A 15,767-nucleotide genomic window follows, 5' to 3' on the forward strand; every position below is an offset into this window, starting at 1 on the left:
TCATGCTATCACCTCAGTATTATTTTACTAAGGGATATCTGAAAAGTAAATAGAAAATATTTATGTCGTTTACTATATGTCTCGGTTAGTTTATGGTATTCTTTTTATGTTTTTTGTAGTTTATACATATTCGGCTGTAAAAAAGTGGAGAGGAAAAATCAAAAGGTGTACATTACATGTTATGGCAGAGATATATAAAGAATCTGTGGTGCGAAAAGAAGAGAGGGGAATCTACAGGCCGGTTTTCAGAACATGTGACGATAATACAATGATAGATTCGGCGGTGTATCCATCTGTTTATAAAATACTTTTCAGATTTAAGGAAAAAGAGCGCATATATATATGGGTGAACCCGTCAGACCGGCAGGATTTTATGTTTGGGAATCCATACAGAAGAAGGGAAATGTTTATGGATTTGCTGCGCTGTCTTTCACCATTTCCGTTGATGCTGATATTTTATCTTAATACTTTATAATAGGGATCTGGTTTGGAAAAAAGGAGCAGAGATATGATGTATATTTTTTTTATAGTTGTATCCACAATATTTTTTCTTTTTTTTACAGGTGTTAAATTGTTATTTTGGATATCGAAAGTGACAAGATGCACATTGAGAATCGAGGTGGAAGTAATTGATGTCCTTGTAAAAGGATACAGAGGCGGGCTTGTGTATAAACCAATTTTCAGAGAATGTGAAACGGGTCGTATGATTCATCAGCGCCTATGGTGTGGGGCTGCATTTACAGTGGAAAAGGGAGAACGGCTATGGATAAAAGTAAATCCGTCAGACTGGAGGGATTTTTTATTTGAAAAGCCATACATCAATACAATAATTGCCAGTGAAGTGTTGTCCTGTGCGCTCCCTTTGCTCGGAATTCTGATAGTGCTGTTATGGTTTCTGTTTGAAATAAAATCGGTTTCAGAGCAAGTCATCCAGCCCGTCCCAAACATTTTATATGGAGACGGCGTAAAAGATATTTACAAGGGCTGTTTATATGAAAAGGAGCAAAAAAGAATGGATTACATAGACAAAAAAATCATCCCCATAAAAAAAGAACAGGAAATACAAGGCATTGAAATGTCTGTTAAAAACGGATATATCATAAACGGGACAAAAGAAACGTTTGTTTCAACAGCCGGAATTAAGACGGACTGCTGCAATGTTGAAAGTAAGAACAGGGGTGTAAAAGAATGGACAGGATAAAACAAGTAATGCGGCTGGTTTTGATTTGCTTCATGTTAGTTTGCTGCGTCCCGCAGACCGTGATGGGAATGCAGACCGGGGAACAGGAGATCACGGAGGAAGATGCGGAACGCTTTTTGCGTGATCTCCTTGAGGCCTTGAAGAACAAAGATATAGACAAAATTTCCAATGAACTGTGGGCGGGAAGCAGAACGCCGACGGATACAATTTTTTCTTTATGGAAAGAAAATGAGATTGTATCGCTTAAACTCACAGAGAAAAAGCTCCGCAGGGCGACTGCCGTGAAGCCGGAAGGGATGGATTTCCACTATCAGATATATACAAAAGAGGATGAATTTGAGGCGAAGCTTTCGCTTGTAAGGCTGGATGGAACGATAAAATCAGATGATTTTAAGCTGACGCTTCTGGTTAAGCCGACAGGGACGCTAAGGACGTGGAGAACGTTTAACATTTTTCAGTGGATCATGCTTTTCCTGGCGGCGGCGGAGATTGCATTTTCGGTTTATACAGCCTGGAAATGCTTTAAAGAAAGGCCCAGATTCACAGCGCTGTGGATCATTTTTATCCTTGTTTTTTATGGGGGGATTTCATTTTCCACAGCAAATTACTTTGCTTTGACATTTTATATATACACGTTTGCATTTCCCAGGATACTGAATTACGCCGGCCTGTATACGCGGGTCTTTTTATCGATTCCCGTCGGGGCGGCTGCCTATTGGATAAGGCATGGGAAGACAGGCGTTAAAAAGGAAAGAGAGAACGGCTCCGGCGGCGGCTCAGACGGCGGTATTTTAGGCAGCGGCCCGATCCGATAACGGCCCAGATGGCAGCGTGGATGCCTGGGGCGTTTCCGGAAACCATACAGGCAATGAAGAGGATTAAGTCATGGATAAATACGGATATACAATCAAACCAAAGAAAGAACAAAAGCCGGCGCAGCTTTACCACAAACCGGACCTGGCGCTCATGACCACATTTCAGCTCCGTGAAATCTGCCGCCGGGAAAAGATCATCCAGGGCGTCGTGGATCCCATGGACAGGGAGGATCTGATCCGCGTGATCCTGCGCTACCGGGGCGCGGACGAATACTTCCTGATAAAAAAGCGCGACGAAGCCGGGCTGGCGGCCGCAGAGCGGGCCTTTAAGGAGTCCGTCCTCCGGGAGCGGCGGGATCTCCCCCTTACATGCAGCTCCAGGATCGCAGCGTATAAGGGCTGCGCCATCCGCTTTTACGACGGGCTGACCCTGCCGTGGGAAGCGGACCTCGCAGGGACAAACGCATTCATCATAAGCGGCGACATGACGGTGTGCGCGATCCTGAACCTGCTCCCCATGGGCCGGCGCAGGGACTGCCTGTACCTGACCATGGAGGCGGAATCCGTGTGCCGGGAGTCTGAGGTAAAAAACTACAGCCTGTACTGCATGGGGCGCAGGGAATCGGAAAAAATGTACCGGATCTATAACGGGAAATACGACTTCACGCCCGGGTACATGGAAGTATACCGCATCCCGCTCCTCGATTTCGAGGTAAGGGAGCCGGCCCGCCTCCCCATCCCGGCGGCCATGGACTTTGGTACATCAAACACCACAGCCGGGGTCTGGCTGGATCAACAATACTTTGAAAAAATGGGCCTCAGGGACGGGGAACGCGGGCTGCATATGAACCAGGCCAACTATGCGCTGTTCTGCGATACCGCCCGGGACTGGGAGGAGACGCCGCTGCTGCCGGGCGTGGTGGGCGTATATGGAGGCAGGGAAGGCATACAGGATGCAGGGGAACGGGTATCCGGTACAGAAGAAGGAGTACACAACGCAGAAGATGGACACGATACAGGGAAGGATATACAGGATGCGGGAAAACATTCAGGTCACGCAGAGGAGACCGCCCCGGAATTCCTGTTCGGCTACGACGCCATGCGCCTGGCAGATGCGGGCAGCATTGACGGGGGCTTCTGCGTCTTCTATGACATCAAGCGCTGGATCAGCGATTACGAAAAGCAGGAGGAGATAACGGACCGCAGGGGCCGCCGCAGGCTGATGCGCAGGGCCGATATCCTGAAGGCTTACTTTGAATACGTCATCAAAGCCGTCCGCGACCGCTTCAAATGCCGGGTGGAAGCGGTCCACATCTCCTGCCCGGTGCGCCAGAAGGCGCGCTTTAAGGCGCTCTTTGCAGAGATCCTCCCCGAATACGCCGCCGGGCAGAAGGACATGATCGACGAAGGCGTGTCCGTCCTGTACAGCGCCATCTCCGAAATGCTGGAGGGCGGGCGGCTTAAAGACGGGGAGGAATACCAGGCCCTGATCATCGACTGCGGCGGCGGGACAACGGATCTGAGCTCCTGCCGGTTCCGCGTGTGGGACCGGCGCGCGGCGTACCGGATCGAGATCGACACCGCCTATGAAAACGGGGACACGGATTTCGGGGGGAACAATATCACCTGGCGCGTGATGCAGCTCATCAAGATCGCCCTCGTAAACCGCCTTTACCCGGGGGAGCTGAAACCTGTGCCCGAACTCCTGTCCGGCTTTGACCGGGACGTGTTCCGCTATGTGGACGAAAACGGCTGCGCGGCGCTGTACAGGGAGCTGGAAAGCGAATATGAAAAGGCGGAGCAGCGGATCCCGACCCGCTTCCGCGAATTTGAAAACCAGGGCCGCGCCGACTACTATAAAGTAAAAAACAACTTTTATCTCCTGTTCGGCCTTGCGGAGAAAGTAAAAAAAGAATTCTACGGCCGCGTGGGGACCCTCCGGATCGCGCTCTCCTCCGGCCGCGGGGAAGACGGCGCCGCGGACGCCGCCGCCCGCATACAGGCGGACAAATGGACGCTGTCCGTCCGGGCCGGGCGCGGCCTGGAAACCATAAAGGAATTCCCGGACGTGGCGGTAAGCGTCTGCGAGCTGGAGTTACTTCTGAAGGCGGACATATACGGCGTAATCCGGCGCTTCATGGAACCCATGTATGAGGAAAACGCGCTCGAGGACTATTCCATCATCCGGCTGACCGGCCAGTCGTGCCGGATCGGCATGTTCCGCGACGCCTTAAAGGAGTTCGTCCCGGGAAAGCTCATCCGCTTCCGGAGACAGGACAGCCCGGGCGGGGATCCGGCAAAGGACGCGGGCCTTAAGATGACATGTATACAGGGGGCCCTCCGGTACTTAAGGGACAGGCAGTACGGCTTTGCCGACATATCCATCCGCGCGGGGGAGCCGGCCGTGCCGTACCAGGTGACGGCGTACACCCACACCGGGGAGGAAACGGTGCTGATCCAAAGCTTAAAACGCAGCGCGCGCAGCGGGATCATTTCCAGGAACCTCGAGGATCTGACGCTGACGCTGTACTTAAAGGATCCGGAAGGCCGGGAGCGCTGCCAGTACGCATGCCGGAGCAGCCTGGCGGATTTTGAGGAAAAAACATATGGGGAGATCCGGGGGATATACGGGGATCACATCCTGCAGGCGGACACGGACGACATCGCCGGCCGGGAAGCGCGCTTCTTCGTCTGGGCAAAGCCGGGGGAATGGGCGTTTTGCGTCGTCCCGGTATACCGCGGGGACGGGAAGCTGTATTTGGGGAAGGAGGAGACATTTTACTTTGAAAACGACGGGTGGATGCAGAACTTTTTTGACGGGACGAAGTGAGGAACGGTGAATTAGAAACGGTGAATAAAAAATGGTGAATAAGGAGAGGAAGGTGTGGGAATGGGCGCGGGAGTTATGCAGAATATATATCCGCTATTTGAACGGAACCGGATCCTGAAAAAGGAGATGCTCTGGTCCCTGAGGGACTATGCCTTTGCGCACGCCGGGGTGGAGTACCAGGAATACGGGCAGGGGATCCTGCGGGGGTGCGGCCTGAGCGTACAGGGGGAGGAGATAGCCGTCCGCCCCGGGCTCCTGAAATATGGCCAGGCTGTGTGCATTATGATGGAAGAAGCCAGGATCCCGTTTGGGGCGGCGCAGGAAATGCGGTATTTACATATGGCCGTGCGGGAGGACAGGAGCGCCCCGGACTACATCGCTTACCGGATGGAGCTTGCGCTGTCAGGGGAGGAGAAGAAAGGCGATGGGGTGTTTGAGCTGTGCCGTTTCCATTTGAGGAAGGGGGCGGCGCTGCGCACGGAATATAAGAGCTTTGCGGATATGGAGACGGAATACGACACAATGGACGTGACGCATGCGGACTGGGGAGGACTGGGAGGAAAGAGCCTGGCCCCGGCGGTGACGCGGCGGTTTGCGGAGGAGATCCTGTCAGAGCGGGGAAGCCGTGAGGAGGATCGGGCGTTTGCAATGCACTGCCTCTGTGAAGCGGGAGCCATGCCGGTAAAGGCGTTGGCGGCGTATGCGGCGGGGCGTATGGGTGGAGACATGGATGAATACATGGACATGCGGAAAGTGTATGGGGCGCTGCGGCGCATCCTGGAGCAGTCCGGGCGGGGAGAGGAGCGGACGGGAGGCCGGAGGGAGAGGAGGCGGATTATGGTGGATTGACATACCCGGGGCCGGCCGGAGGCAGGAAGGAGGATGGAGAGGGATGAAGTATTTTGAAGTGCAGGATACGCCGGAGCTTAAGTATGCGCCGAAATTGAGGAACTGGTATGGGAAATTTGATGTGAGGAATATCAGAATTGATTTATTCCCCCGGTTACCTGATATGCAGCTATTTATAACAGAGCCGTTAGAAAGCATGGTATTTACGGATATTATATTATCCCCGTTTTTGCTTGTATCTCCAATGGTTTATGAAGTGCTCAGAATGTACAGGGAACGCTGTTTTTTTAAAAAGATTATTCTTTTGAATCAATTACAGAGAGAATCAAGGCTGTATTATCTGCCGGTACTGGATGAGACGAATCAGCTCTCTCTGCACAGAGTTGAATATAAAAATGGGTTTCTTTATTCGGAAAGAAGGGATATATCGGGAAGAAAAACAGAGCTTCCATTAAATCTGTTCTGGGTAAGGGATTCAAAGAAAAGGCATATTATTATGTCAATGGATATGGCTGACAGTCTGATACGGAGGGGCGTGAGGGGATTGGGGCTGTGTGAGGTTGAGTTGTATTATAGAGAATAGGGAGAACAGTTATAAGTTTATCTGTGCAAAGGGCATAGGAGAGATATGTGTTTATTTAGAATGAGTAGACGTTGTTAGAGCAGGAATTTATAAAGAGCGGGGCGAAAGAAGGGAACGAAAATGGCGGGAGGAAAGAATAAAGAGAAGCAAACAAAGGATAAGAAAGAGCAGACAATACGTTTTTTGGGTGACGACATCGCAGAAAGATTCACTTCCGAAGGCGCGGAGCGGGCAATGGAATTAATGGACTTATACATGAAATATTATGGGAAGGAGAATGATAAGACATATGTAGTTGCGGGTTCAAAGATAGGATGCAGCTACGGTGTGAATTTAACCAGGATTGGCGTTATGAAGGATCATGCCGTTTATGATGAGAATGGCAATGCGGTTTTAACGTGCAGTGATTGTGTAGAGGGTGAAAATATATTTAATTTCGGCGTGTGCTGTTCAGCGGAGGCATTGAAAAAGGATTTTGAAATCGCAACTGTTTTTAACAGCAATACAAAAGAAAATGTCACCGGCCCTAAATGCAGGATGATTTTAACGCCTGTGTGGCTGCAGGACTGGAATGTGCATACACATATTTGGAATAGCGAGAAACATGTATATGAACCCGTATTGCGAAAGGATGCAGCTATTACCTGCTTATATGGCGAAGGCGTTATAACGATTAAAGAAATAACCTGCTCTGAAACAGTGAAAGAGAAGTTATATAAAGTTCTTGATGCATATTTGCAGGGGAATGTTTCTGATGATGAGGCGGAGCAGGCATTAAAAAGGATTGCAGGGGATCGAATATTGAATGTTTATAAAGTTAGTTGGAACACCAATGATTATGGAAGGTACGATGCCTTTATTATAGGCTGGACAGAATATTTTAATGACAGATTAGGTGAATGGAATATCAACCCGGAAATAATAAAAGCGATCATGTGGCGGGAAAGTACAATAGGGTATTCCAGTGTTGACAGCCCAAATAAAAATCCTAAAATTGACGTAATGCAGGTTCTTGATCCGAGAAACCCTACGATATATGAATTTTGCAGTTATCCTCTTGACACAACAAAAAATGTAAAAGTTCTTAACAAAGAAGGGAATTATGTTCTTCCTGTAGAGTTGGATCCTGCATATAAGCAGTGTAAGACAAGAAGCACCTATAATACTCCGGTAGCGGATCGGCTGTTTAAAGACGGTGGCGATGGTTTTTATTATTACCAGTATCAAAACGCTACGGTTATATTAAGTATCGCTTTTGGCATAAAAACATATTCTATTAAGTTGAAAGCCGCGGAAGGGGATGAATTGTTAGCTGCGCAGAAGTATAATGATAGTGATATTCAGATAGAATACAGGGAAGCGGTCAGATGGCTTGTTTATGAGGAAGGTTATAGTAAGGCGGATGAATATAAATATAATAATAACAAGGACAATGACTAAAATAATTTTAATAGTGGCAAGTGTATTGAGTATATATATATATAATGGTTTCAGGAACAACAAAATCATATCAGATACAGAACCCTGCCAGAGATTATCAGAGGAAGTAAATAAATATATCATTGAAAATATCCAATACAGGGATGTAGATAACTTGAACGGGAGAGCTGCTATAATCGGCGACAGTTTATTGATCTTAGCCAGATCAAACAGGACAGCATTTTTCGCTTTTGAAAGGGAACAGGCGGGATTTTACAGTTCATGGAAAGACCTGAAGGATGTATTGCCTTCTCTTATTCTGGCTTCCTGTATTTTTGTATATAATGATCAGATAGTCTATATCGGTATAAACCAAAACTGGGAAGAAGCGATTTATATATATGACAGGGAATTTAAGCTGATAAAGGAAATGCAGTTTGAATTAAAAAGTTTTTCGCCGGACTACCGTTATAATAACTGGCTTTATGGAGCCAGCCAGGATGCAGAATCCAGATGGGGCATCACAAAGGTGAACCTGGATACATTAGAAACGGAAACCATCTCCCTGGACAGCGAACATGCGCCATATGGGATTTGCCGGAATTATGACGGGGCAATCATGTTTGCCGTATCTTCAGGTGATGTGGGAGCAGAATATTTTCAGTATAAGGATCAGACATTAACGCCATTGTTTCAAACAGCGGGATGGGGTGGATTGCTGCATTGTGACTACAGAGGGCTTTTTTATCTGGAGGGCCCGGAAGAACTTTGGGATGGGGAGGGAGAACGTGAAGCGGAACTTAAGCTTTGGGATGGGCACAATGCCAGCGTGATTGCCACGATTGAAACAGCGGATATCGATGAGTGGCTGTTCAGGGATCTCCTGGGAGGAAGTATCATAATAGAAGACGATTTTTTTATATCCATTCATGATAATTACCGATCCCCGTATCTGTTGATCCATTCGCTTGATTCATCAGAGCCGGAACGCATTGAATTAAAGGAATGGAACTTTACAGAATCGGATATGGATCGGAACGGGGACACGTATTATGGGATTTTTTATGATAACGGCTCGCTTATCCGGTATTTTTATTCTAAAAAAGCGGGAGGGCTGGAAACAGAAATTATAAAAATTAAAGAGAGATAATAAGAAGAAACAATAAAAATATAATTATATGGGAGGTAGAAAATTGAGAGAAGAACGGTTGGTTATCAGGCCATTTGAGGAGATCCGCATTATAAATTATGAATCTGTCCAGGAGGCAAATGAGCATGCCAGGGCGAAAGTGACGGGATGGATCCCATTTAAAAACAGGGATGATTATATAAAAGCCGGAAGACGCCAGACATGGGTACAGGTAACCGCTTTATCAGAGGAGGGGGAAATCATTTTATTTTATGGTTTGATTGAACAGCTCTGTTTAAAAATAGAGAATGGAACGTGTATGATGGAAATGAATTTATGTTCCGGTACGCAGCTTATGGATTATGAGAATCACACAAGGAGTTTCCAGGATAAAGCTTTTACCTTTCGCGATCTCCTCGATACCTGTATCAGGGAATATGAAGACAGCGGCAGGATTATGACAGAGGGGAAAGAGAAAACCATACAAAACCTGATTATGCAGTATCGGGAAACCGACTGGGAATTTATCAAACGTCTGGCTTCCATGAACCATACGATGCTATTTGCTGACTGCTCTACAAAAGGAGAGAAATTTTATTTTGGCATTCCGAACAGAACGGATGTACAGGAGCCTGCAACAGATGAATACCAGATGAGATGTGAGATTGAGGAATATTGGGCCAAACGGGGGCGGGATTTGGAGGTGCGGACAGAAGATACAGTCAGCTATATCTGGGAGAGCCGGGAGTTCCACAGACTGGGAGAAAAGGCGGTCATCAATCATATAGAAGGATATATTTGGAAAATTCAGACCAAACTGCGTGGAAATGAGGTTTATCATACCTGTTATATGAAACCGCGTCCGGGCCTGCGGACTTTCCGGCTTTATAATGAATCACTGACAGGAGTTTCATTGCCAGGTACAGTTACGAAAGTACAAAATGAAAAAGTTCAGATAAGGATACACAGCGATGAAAACAAAGAAGGAGCGGGCGTCCGCTGGTATTCTTATTCTACGGTATATTCCTCACAGGATGGAACAGGATGGTATTGCATGCCTGAAATTGGGGATACGGTAAGGCTGTACTTTCCAGGAGACAGAGAGGAGGATGCATATGTAGCGAGCGCATACCATGAAAGTGGATCAGCGCTCAGAACGCGTCCGGAACGGAAATTTTGGAGAAATAAAGAGGGAAAGGAAATCCGTCTTTCCCCGGATTCCATTTTACTTACCAATAATGATGGAACGTATATTGAACTGTCCGATGATAATGGAATTGAGATGATCAGCAATGGTTCTATAAGCCTGCGCGCCGGAGGGAATCTTAGTATATCCAGCTCGGGTTCTTCGATAGAGGTGAATGCGCCAAACCGGATCCGGTTAAAACAGGGTGACACAGAAATGGATCTCGGCGGTGATCTGTCAATGAGCGGGGCGAGAATCCGGCTGTAATGCAGGAACGGTTCAGGAGGAGAAAAATGGAATTCAATATTACGGAAGTTTTAAAAGCAGAAGCGGAAATTCCTCTGCGCCAGGTTACAGGCTTTACTTTCATTTGGAAAGCAGACTGCCATGCACAGTTTACTATGGATGGTTATATAGACAGCAATTGTGGATGGAGGCCGGGACAGGCTTATAACAGCCATATTAAAATATCGGCAGAAGAAGGGACAACAAAACAGATCCTGTTTCACGGATATATTAGCCAGGCAGAAGTGAAAAGAGAGGGGAACACAGACAGGATACGCCTCCTGGCAGTTTCCGCTTCCTGCCTGTTGGATCAGAGGCAGGGAGAGCGTTCGTTCCAGGATACTTCCAGAACCTATGGGGAAGTAGTCAGAGAAATCGTCCAGGCAAATGGAGGGCAGGTAATACGAAACCGGGAAAGCGATAAAAAAATAGAAAGCCCGGTTATTTACTATAAAGAGACGCCTTGGCAGTTTGCCAGACGTATGGGAAGCCGCCTGGGGAATTTTGTGATCCCTGATATAGAAACGGGAAAACCGAATCTCTGGTTTGGGATGAGAAACGGAAAAACAGTCTCTCCGCTTTCAGAAGAAGAATGTGTCATGCAGTTATACAGTCTTGGAAAAGACAGGCGGGTACGCTTTCAGGTAAAGGGGAGGGAATTTTATAAAATCGGCGATCGGATGACATATATGGGACGCAATGTAACCGTAATGGCGGTAGAGGGGAATTACAGACGCGGGGAATTGCTTTTTACTTATCTTTTAGAAGACAAAACGACTTATGAGGCAGAAAACCGGGACAGCGCCCATCCGGCGGGACAGGGTTTTTGGGGAACCATTACAGATGTTAAGGATGAGACGGTGAAACTTGCCCTGGATCTTGATAACGGGGAAGAAACCGGAGAATTTTTCTATCCCTGGCGTCCGGAAACGGGAAATGCTTTTTATGCCATGCCGGAAAGGGGCGCAAGAGCGCTGCTGTATTTTTTGGAAGCAGGAGAAACGAACGGGGCTGTCATCCACTGTCTGAATCATACGGAGCGGGAAGGGCTTGAGCACAGGGATAAAACATTAAATACAGAAGATGGAAATTCCATGTGCCTGTATCAGGATTCGCTCAGCTTTTCCAGAGGGGGAGGCCATACAGTAGCGCTCGGCGACGGGAGTGTTTCGGCCAGCACGCCAAAGAAAATAAAGGTCAGGGCAAAGGGGAAAGTGCGGTTAAAGGCCAGGAGTATCACGGTGTGTACGCCGGACGAAATCAAGCTTGCCCAAATGTAAGAAAAGGCAATTGATAAGGGAGAAATGTATGGGAAATGAGAAGAAAAATAAGATAGAATTTATTGGGAATTTCTGTTTTCAATATCTGTCGGATGAAGACACATCAGGCGCCGGCAGTAATAATCAGGAAGTTGTAAAAGAGCTGATGAGCCGACATTATCAGTTTTATGGGCAATTTCAACAAGAAAGAAAGTTTGTCAAAAGGGATTCTATATTGTGGTGTAATATGGGAACAAAGCTGGCAAAGTTTGACATGCTGGAGGATCACGGGGTCACAGACGCTGCCGGCGCTCCTGTAGGACACTGCAAAGATTGTAAAATCAATGAAAACATATATACGTTTGGAGGCTGCAGGCAAAGTGCAGCGGAAAATTTGCCGTCAAGAAAAACGGCCATTGTGGGTCAGACATCCAACAGGATAAATGAAATGCCCAAATGTATTCCCCTGTTGGATGAGAGTTGGAAATCAACAGGATTTAAAACGTTAAAGATATATGATTATCAGGAAAGAAGGTATCTTGACGCGTTATCAAACGGAGACTGTCTGACATGCCTTTATGGAGGACTGATCCGGGTCGTGGAAATTCCCGCGGTTGGAGAAATTAAAAAAGTGATCGTTACCCTTGAACAAATGTCCGATCCGAGACTTGAATGGTCGTTTAGAGATGTAACTACATATAACCTGGAAACTTCTCTGCCGGATTATGTTGATCCGGATCACGGGCGCAGAATCGAACAGAAAGATATCGATGAGCTGAACCGGGTGATGGATTTTTATAAGATCAATTTAAATGCTGAAAGGGTGCGCCATTTTTTAGCCCAATGCGGAGTTGAGTCGGAGAAAGGATATGCCCCTGTTGAACGTTATACGAATGATCCAATAGAGGATTTCAAAAAATATGAAAGGCCGGACAACCTTTTGGGAAATATTCCGGGTTCAGGAGATGGACACAGGTATAAGGGAGCCGGCGCATTGCAGATTACAGGAAGGGATGCTTATCAGAAATTCAGTGATTATATGGGGGATCCTAAAATCATGAGCGATGGCGCGCTATATGTTGGAAAAAATTATTTTTGGGAATCAGCGGGATTCTTTTGGAGCATATATAAGCCGCATACAGCTTCCGATAAATATAAATTATCGGGAGATCAGTGGTCGATATTTGAAAGTCAGAAAGGGGGCGCTAATTTATATGATTTAAATGGAAAATGTGACGGAGGGGCAACGGTTTATGAAATTACGGATATTATTTATGGGAAAGCCAGTGCTCCTGATGAAGAATCACATTTATCAGAGAGAACGGAATATTATAATGTTTATAAAAGCTTAATCAAATAATAATTCCAAATAGAAATGCTGAATATCAGGGAGGGGTTTTATAAGTAATGAAAAAACTATTTCTTTGCAGTGTACTGATTTTAATGATATTAGGAAAAAATGTAAGCAATATGGCTGGATTGGAAGACAGTTTTCGTATATCAGGCATGGGAATATGTAATAAGAACTTCTATGGAACCCAGCCGGATGGTATTGAAGTGATGTATCCTGTCTTTACCGGAAAAAACAAGGAGCGGTATGAAGAGGTAAATCAGTTAATCGAAGAGGATGTGTTTGCAACCATAAATAAAGCGAAGGAATCGGTAGAAAAAGACCATCCTGGAACCCCCATTTTTGCATATTGGGAATATGAAATAAAATATCTCAGCGATTCATTTATCAGCATTGTTTATCAGGGAAGAGGGCCAAGCGTTAATATAACATCAAGATGCTTTAGAACAATTAATATCGATACAAACGAAGCAAAAAAAATTGAGATAAGCGATATTGTTAAGGATGAGGATGCAGTCTATAATCTGCTGGCAACGGATCAGTTTGAGAGTATAACAAGCTGGGAAGGGGTGAAAGGTAACTACTCCTTTTCCGATCCCCATTCCCCTTTTATATGTTCCATCCCTCCGGATCCTGGCCTCAAGGGAGGGCGTTATTATATAAGTGAAGATAATTTCGTTTTTGTTGTTGTCAGCGGACGCGAGTTTTATGAATATGCGATTGCGCTGGACAAAATTAAGGAATACCTTAATGAGGATATATTGAAAAAAATACCGCTTGAGTGATTCTCGTTTTCACTTATCAGGTATTTGGCCGGACAGAAAGGAAAAGGAGCATAGTAAAATTATGGATTATATGGATGAAGAGATATTAGAGGCCAGATGGGAACTGGAGCGCCAAAAGCATACTACGTTAGAAACCGGTATGTATGCAGGAGAGGAGCTGATTACATTTACGCCAAAAGAGATTTTAAAATCCGGTATGGTTATACCGCTGCCGGATCAGTTTGCAGTAATGCCGGAGGATATAAAAGATATCAAGTACCCCTCTAAAAATGCCCCGCAGCTTATATTGACAAGCCTTGACTCTACAGTTAATCTCTGTTTTAATATTTTGCCTGTTGTGCTCCATGAAGGCGCCTTGCAGCATATGAGCAGCCAGTTTCAGGGCGCTGTCTGTAATATGAACCCGTCTCTCAAAATCGGTGAAGAGGAACATACACAGACAGAGCAGGGGAATGAAATGATCTGGTTCGGGTACAGGGGATATCATCTGGATGGACAGAGCTTTAACCGGGTTTATTTGATCCAAATGAGAAAATCTGTATTATACAGTTTATTTTCCTGTAAGACAGAGGATAAAGATAAATGGCTGGAAATTATAGAAAACATATTTTCAGCAGCAGAGGAGAGAATGTGAACCAGGAGCATGTTTGAAAAATGGACAGATCAAAGGAGATAGAGGAATACATAAAAGATTTTCGGGATAACCGAAAACAACATAAAAGAATATATCTTAATAAAAACCAGAAGAAGCTTATGGAAGCCTTCAGGCGCCGGCTGAAGGATTTACTCAGCCGGCAGATAAAGGAACAGGAAATTCAGGAAACAGGAAAAATAAAATATATTTACCTTATGCCGCTCCTGAGCAGCGGTTATACGGAAAGTTATCAGATGGCGCTTGGGATAAGCAATGACAAATTGTATTTAGACGAGAGTAAAAAGCAGGTATTCTGGTATCCTGAACCGCTTCATCAGGATATAGAAAAGGCGCTGGAGGAGAGTAAAGCGATTCTGAGAAAAAAATTTCTGCGTCTGGAAGAGTACGAGCTACTGGGGGTTAAGCGGATTTTATTACAGGATGACAGGGATGTATTTGAAGACAGTTATACCTGTATGGCCCAGGGATGCATGGATTTGCTGGCATGGAGCGCAGTATATTTAGAGGATGAAATACTTTTTTTATATGGGAACTATATGGACAAGCTAAAGATTGTGTGGCATTCGGGAGGAAAGGATAATGGCTAAAAATCAAAGTTTCTTTTATATGGGGAATGAGTTTAATGGATATGGGGAGGTGAGATATGTAAAGGGAACGCAGCCAGAGACATATTCTCCCCTGTCACAGGAAAATGTACAGCTTACGCCGGATTTCAGGGAATTGCTTTTACAAGTGCTGGGCAGTAATCCGGCGGTCATAGTTCCGGAAAATATGAGCGCAATCCTGCGTTTGGCCGAAGGCGCTGCGTATAGTGTGAACCAGGTAATTGTAAAGAAGGATAGCGACGGAAATTATACATTGGATTTTAATGTAAATCATGCGCATGATTTGACGGATGGATCGTACCCATGCGCATCTCAATCCCGGAGCGGAAAGAATTCCATGACACCCGGAATATCGGAGCGGTGAGCAGGGTGAGAATGTTAAAGATAGGAAAAGGTATTGCCGTTTTCATGATCCTGCTGCATATAACGGCATGTGGTTTGAGTGATTCTTCCGTTGTACAAAAGCCATGCGGCGGAATATTAAAAATAGCTAAAAAAGATGGATTATATGAAAAGATATATTTTCCTGACAGGAAGGATTACCGTCTTCTTACCTTTGAAACAGAGCCAATTATTTCAACGGAAGCAGAATTTGAGAATAGACGGTTGCTGTCAGAGGATGAATTGTATGATAATGCAGTCAGGCTAAATAACTATGGGGGATTTGGGTATGTAATAACAAAGGATCCTGCCGGTATACATGCTCAGGATCCTCCAACAATAGCGCTTATAGTGGAGGATCCTGAAAGTGATATCATTGCATATATTTCTTATAAAAAAATATATCATTATTTTAAACAGATATCGTTTGAAAC

General features: G+C 45.7%; 16 protein-coding genes. All 16 read left to right on the forward strand.

Annotated features, from left to right (window positions below; genetic code table 11):
- Positions 1-181 precede the first annotated feature (181 nt).
- On the forward strand, positions 182-475 hold the full coding sequence (locus NFS31_RS24615) for a hypothetical protein (RefSeq protein ID WP_251501137.1): 294 nt from the start codon (positions 182-184) through the stop codon (positions 473-475).
- A gap of 144 nt (positions 476-619) precedes the next feature.
- Entirely contained in the window at positions 620-1,201 is a 582-nt protein-coding gene (locus tag NFS31_RS24620) for a hypothetical protein (RefSeq protein ID WP_251501140.1), read from the forward strand.
- A complete protein-coding gene (locus tag NFS31_RS24625) occupies positions 1,189-2,016 on the forward strand; it encodes a hypothetical protein (RefSeq protein WP_251501142.1) in 828 nt (275 codons plus the stop codon). Before NFS31_RS24620 ends, NFS31_RS24625 begins: the two co-directional genes overlap by 13 nt.
- A gap of 70 nt (positions 2,017-2,086) precedes the next feature.
- A complete protein-coding gene (locus NFS31_RS24630) occupies positions 2,087-4,846 on the forward strand; it encodes an acetate and sugar kinases/Hsc70/actin family protein (RefSeq protein WP_251501146.1) in 2,760 nt (919 codons plus the stop codon).
- A 54-nt stretch (positions 4,847-4,900) separates the two neighbouring features.
- On the forward strand, positions 4,901-5,695 hold the full coding sequence (locus NFS31_RS24635; protein ID WP_251501149.1) for a hypothetical protein: 795 nt from the start codon (positions 4,901-4,903) through the stop codon (positions 5,693-5,695).
- A 43-nt stretch (positions 5,696-5,738) separates the two neighbouring features.
- Positions 5,739-6,278 carry a hypothetical protein gene (locus tag NFS31_RS24640; RefSeq protein WP_251501153.1) on the forward strand — a complete coding sequence of 180 codons (540 nt, stop codon included), beginning with the start codon at positions 5,739-5,741 and terminating at the stop codon, positions 6,276-6,278.
- Between the two features lie 120 nt (positions 6,279-6,398).
- On the forward strand, positions 6,399-7,718 hold the full coding sequence (locus tag NFS31_RS24645) for a PAAR-like protein (RefSeq protein ID WP_251501157.1): 1,320 nt from the start codon (positions 6,399-6,401) through the stop codon (positions 7,716-7,718).
- A gap of 154 nt (positions 7,719-7,872) precedes the next feature.
- Positions 7,873-8,847, forward strand: coding sequence for a hypothetical protein (locus tag NFS31_RS24650; RefSeq protein ID WP_251501158.1), 975 nt, complete (start codon positions 7,873-7,875; stop codon positions 8,845-8,847).
- 43 nt (positions 8,848-8,890) lie between these two features.
- Positions 8,891-10,279: a phage baseplate assembly protein V gene (locus NFS31_RS24655; protein WP_251501161.1), complete on the forward strand. Its 1,389-nt coding sequence runs from the start codon at positions 8,891-8,893 to the stop codon at positions 10,277-10,279.
- 26 nt (positions 10,280-10,305) lie between these two features.
- The gene (locus tag NFS31_RS24660) at positions 10,306-11,577 is read left to right on the forward strand and encodes a contractile injection system protein, VgrG/Pvc8 family (protein WP_251501164.1); all 1,272 of its coding nucleotides are present in this window, start codon (positions 10,306-10,308) and stop codon (positions 11,575-11,577) included.
- Between the two features lie 28 nt (positions 11,578-11,605).
- Positions 11,606-12,916 (forward strand): PAAR-like protein, encoded by a 1,311-nt coding sequence (locus tag NFS31_RS24665; protein WP_251501166.1) that lies wholly within the window; start codon positions 11,606-11,608, stop codon positions 12,914-12,916.
- 47 nt (positions 12,917-12,963) lie between these two features.
- Positions 12,964-13,692 carry a PdaC/SigV domain-containing protein gene (locus NFS31_RS24670; protein WP_251501169.1) on the forward strand — a complete coding sequence of 243 codons (729 nt, stop codon included), beginning with the start codon at positions 12,964-12,966 and terminating at the stop codon, positions 13,690-13,692.
- Between the two features lie 61 nt (positions 13,693-13,753).
- Positions 13,754-14,326, forward strand: a complete 573-nt coding sequence (locus tag NFS31_RS24675) for a hypothetical protein (RefSeq protein WP_251501172.1) — start codon at positions 13,754-13,756, stop codon at positions 14,324-14,326.
- 20 nt (positions 14,327-14,346) lie between these two features.
- Positions 14,347-14,934: a hypothetical protein gene (locus NFS31_RS24680; protein ID WP_251501174.1), complete on the forward strand. Its 588-nt coding sequence runs from the start codon at positions 14,347-14,349 to the stop codon at positions 14,932-14,934.
- A complete protein-coding gene (locus NFS31_RS24685) occupies positions 14,927-15,316 on the forward strand; it encodes a hypothetical protein (protein ID WP_251501177.1) in 390 nt (129 codons plus the stop codon). The genes NFS31_RS24680 and NFS31_RS24685 overlap by 8 nt, the downstream gene beginning before the upstream one ends.
- Positions 15,317-15,327: 11 nt before the next feature.
- Positions 15,328-15,767: hypothetical protein (locus NFS31_RS24690; protein ID WP_251501180.1), on the forward strand; the 440-nt coding region annotated here is incomplete at its 3' end.

Source organism: Otoolea muris (assembly GCF_943193115.1).
In the GTDB taxonomy this organism is placed as follows: Bacteria; Bacillota; Clostridia; order Lachnospirales; family Lachnospiraceae; genus Otoolea; species Otoolea muris.

Excerpts from the sequence above, each read along its gene's own strand:
- NFS31_RS24615 (WP_251501137.1), top strand. The coding sequence starts at position 182 with ATGGCAGAGATATATAAAGAATCTGTGGTGCGAAAAGAAGAGAGGGGA.
- NFS31_RS24625 (WP_251501142.1), top strand. The coding sequence starts at position 1,189 with ATGGACAGGATAAAACAAGTAATGCGGCTGGTTTTGATTTGCTTCATG.
- NFS31_RS24630 (WP_251501146.1), top strand. The coding sequence starts at position 2,087 with ATGGATAAATACGGATATACAATCAAACCAAAGAAAGAACAAAAGCCG.
- NFS31_RS24640 (WP_251501153.1), top strand. The coding sequence starts at position 5,739 with ATGAAGTATTTTGAAGTGCAGGATACGCCGGAGCTTAAGTATGCGCCG.
- NFS31_RS24645 (WP_251501157.1), top strand. The coding sequence starts at position 6,399 with ATGGCGGGAGGAAAGAATAAAGAGAAGCAAACAAAGGATAAGAAAGAG.
- NFS31_RS24660 (WP_251501164.1), top strand. The coding sequence starts at position 10,306 with ATGGAATTCAATATTACGGAAGTTTTAAAAGCAGAAGCGGAAATTCCT.
- NFS31_RS24665 (WP_251501166.1), top strand. The coding sequence starts at position 11,606 with ATGGGAAATGAGAAGAAAAATAAGATAGAATTTATTGGGAATTTCTGT.
- NFS31_RS24670 (WP_251501169.1), top strand. The coding sequence starts at position 12,964 with ATGAAAAAACTATTTCTTTGCAGTGTACTGATTTTAATGATATTAGGA.
- NFS31_RS24675 (WP_251501172.1), top strand. The coding sequence starts at position 13,754 with ATGGATTATATGGATGAAGAGATATTAGAGGCCAGATGGGAACTGGAG.
- NFS31_RS24680 (WP_251501174.1), top strand. The coding sequence starts at position 14,347 with ATGGACAGATCAAAGGAGATAGAGGAATACATAAAAGATTTTCGGGAT.
- NFS31_RS24685 (WP_251501177.1), top strand. The coding sequence starts at position 14,927 with ATGGCTAAAAATCAAAGTTTCTTTTATATGGGGAATGAGTTTAATGGA.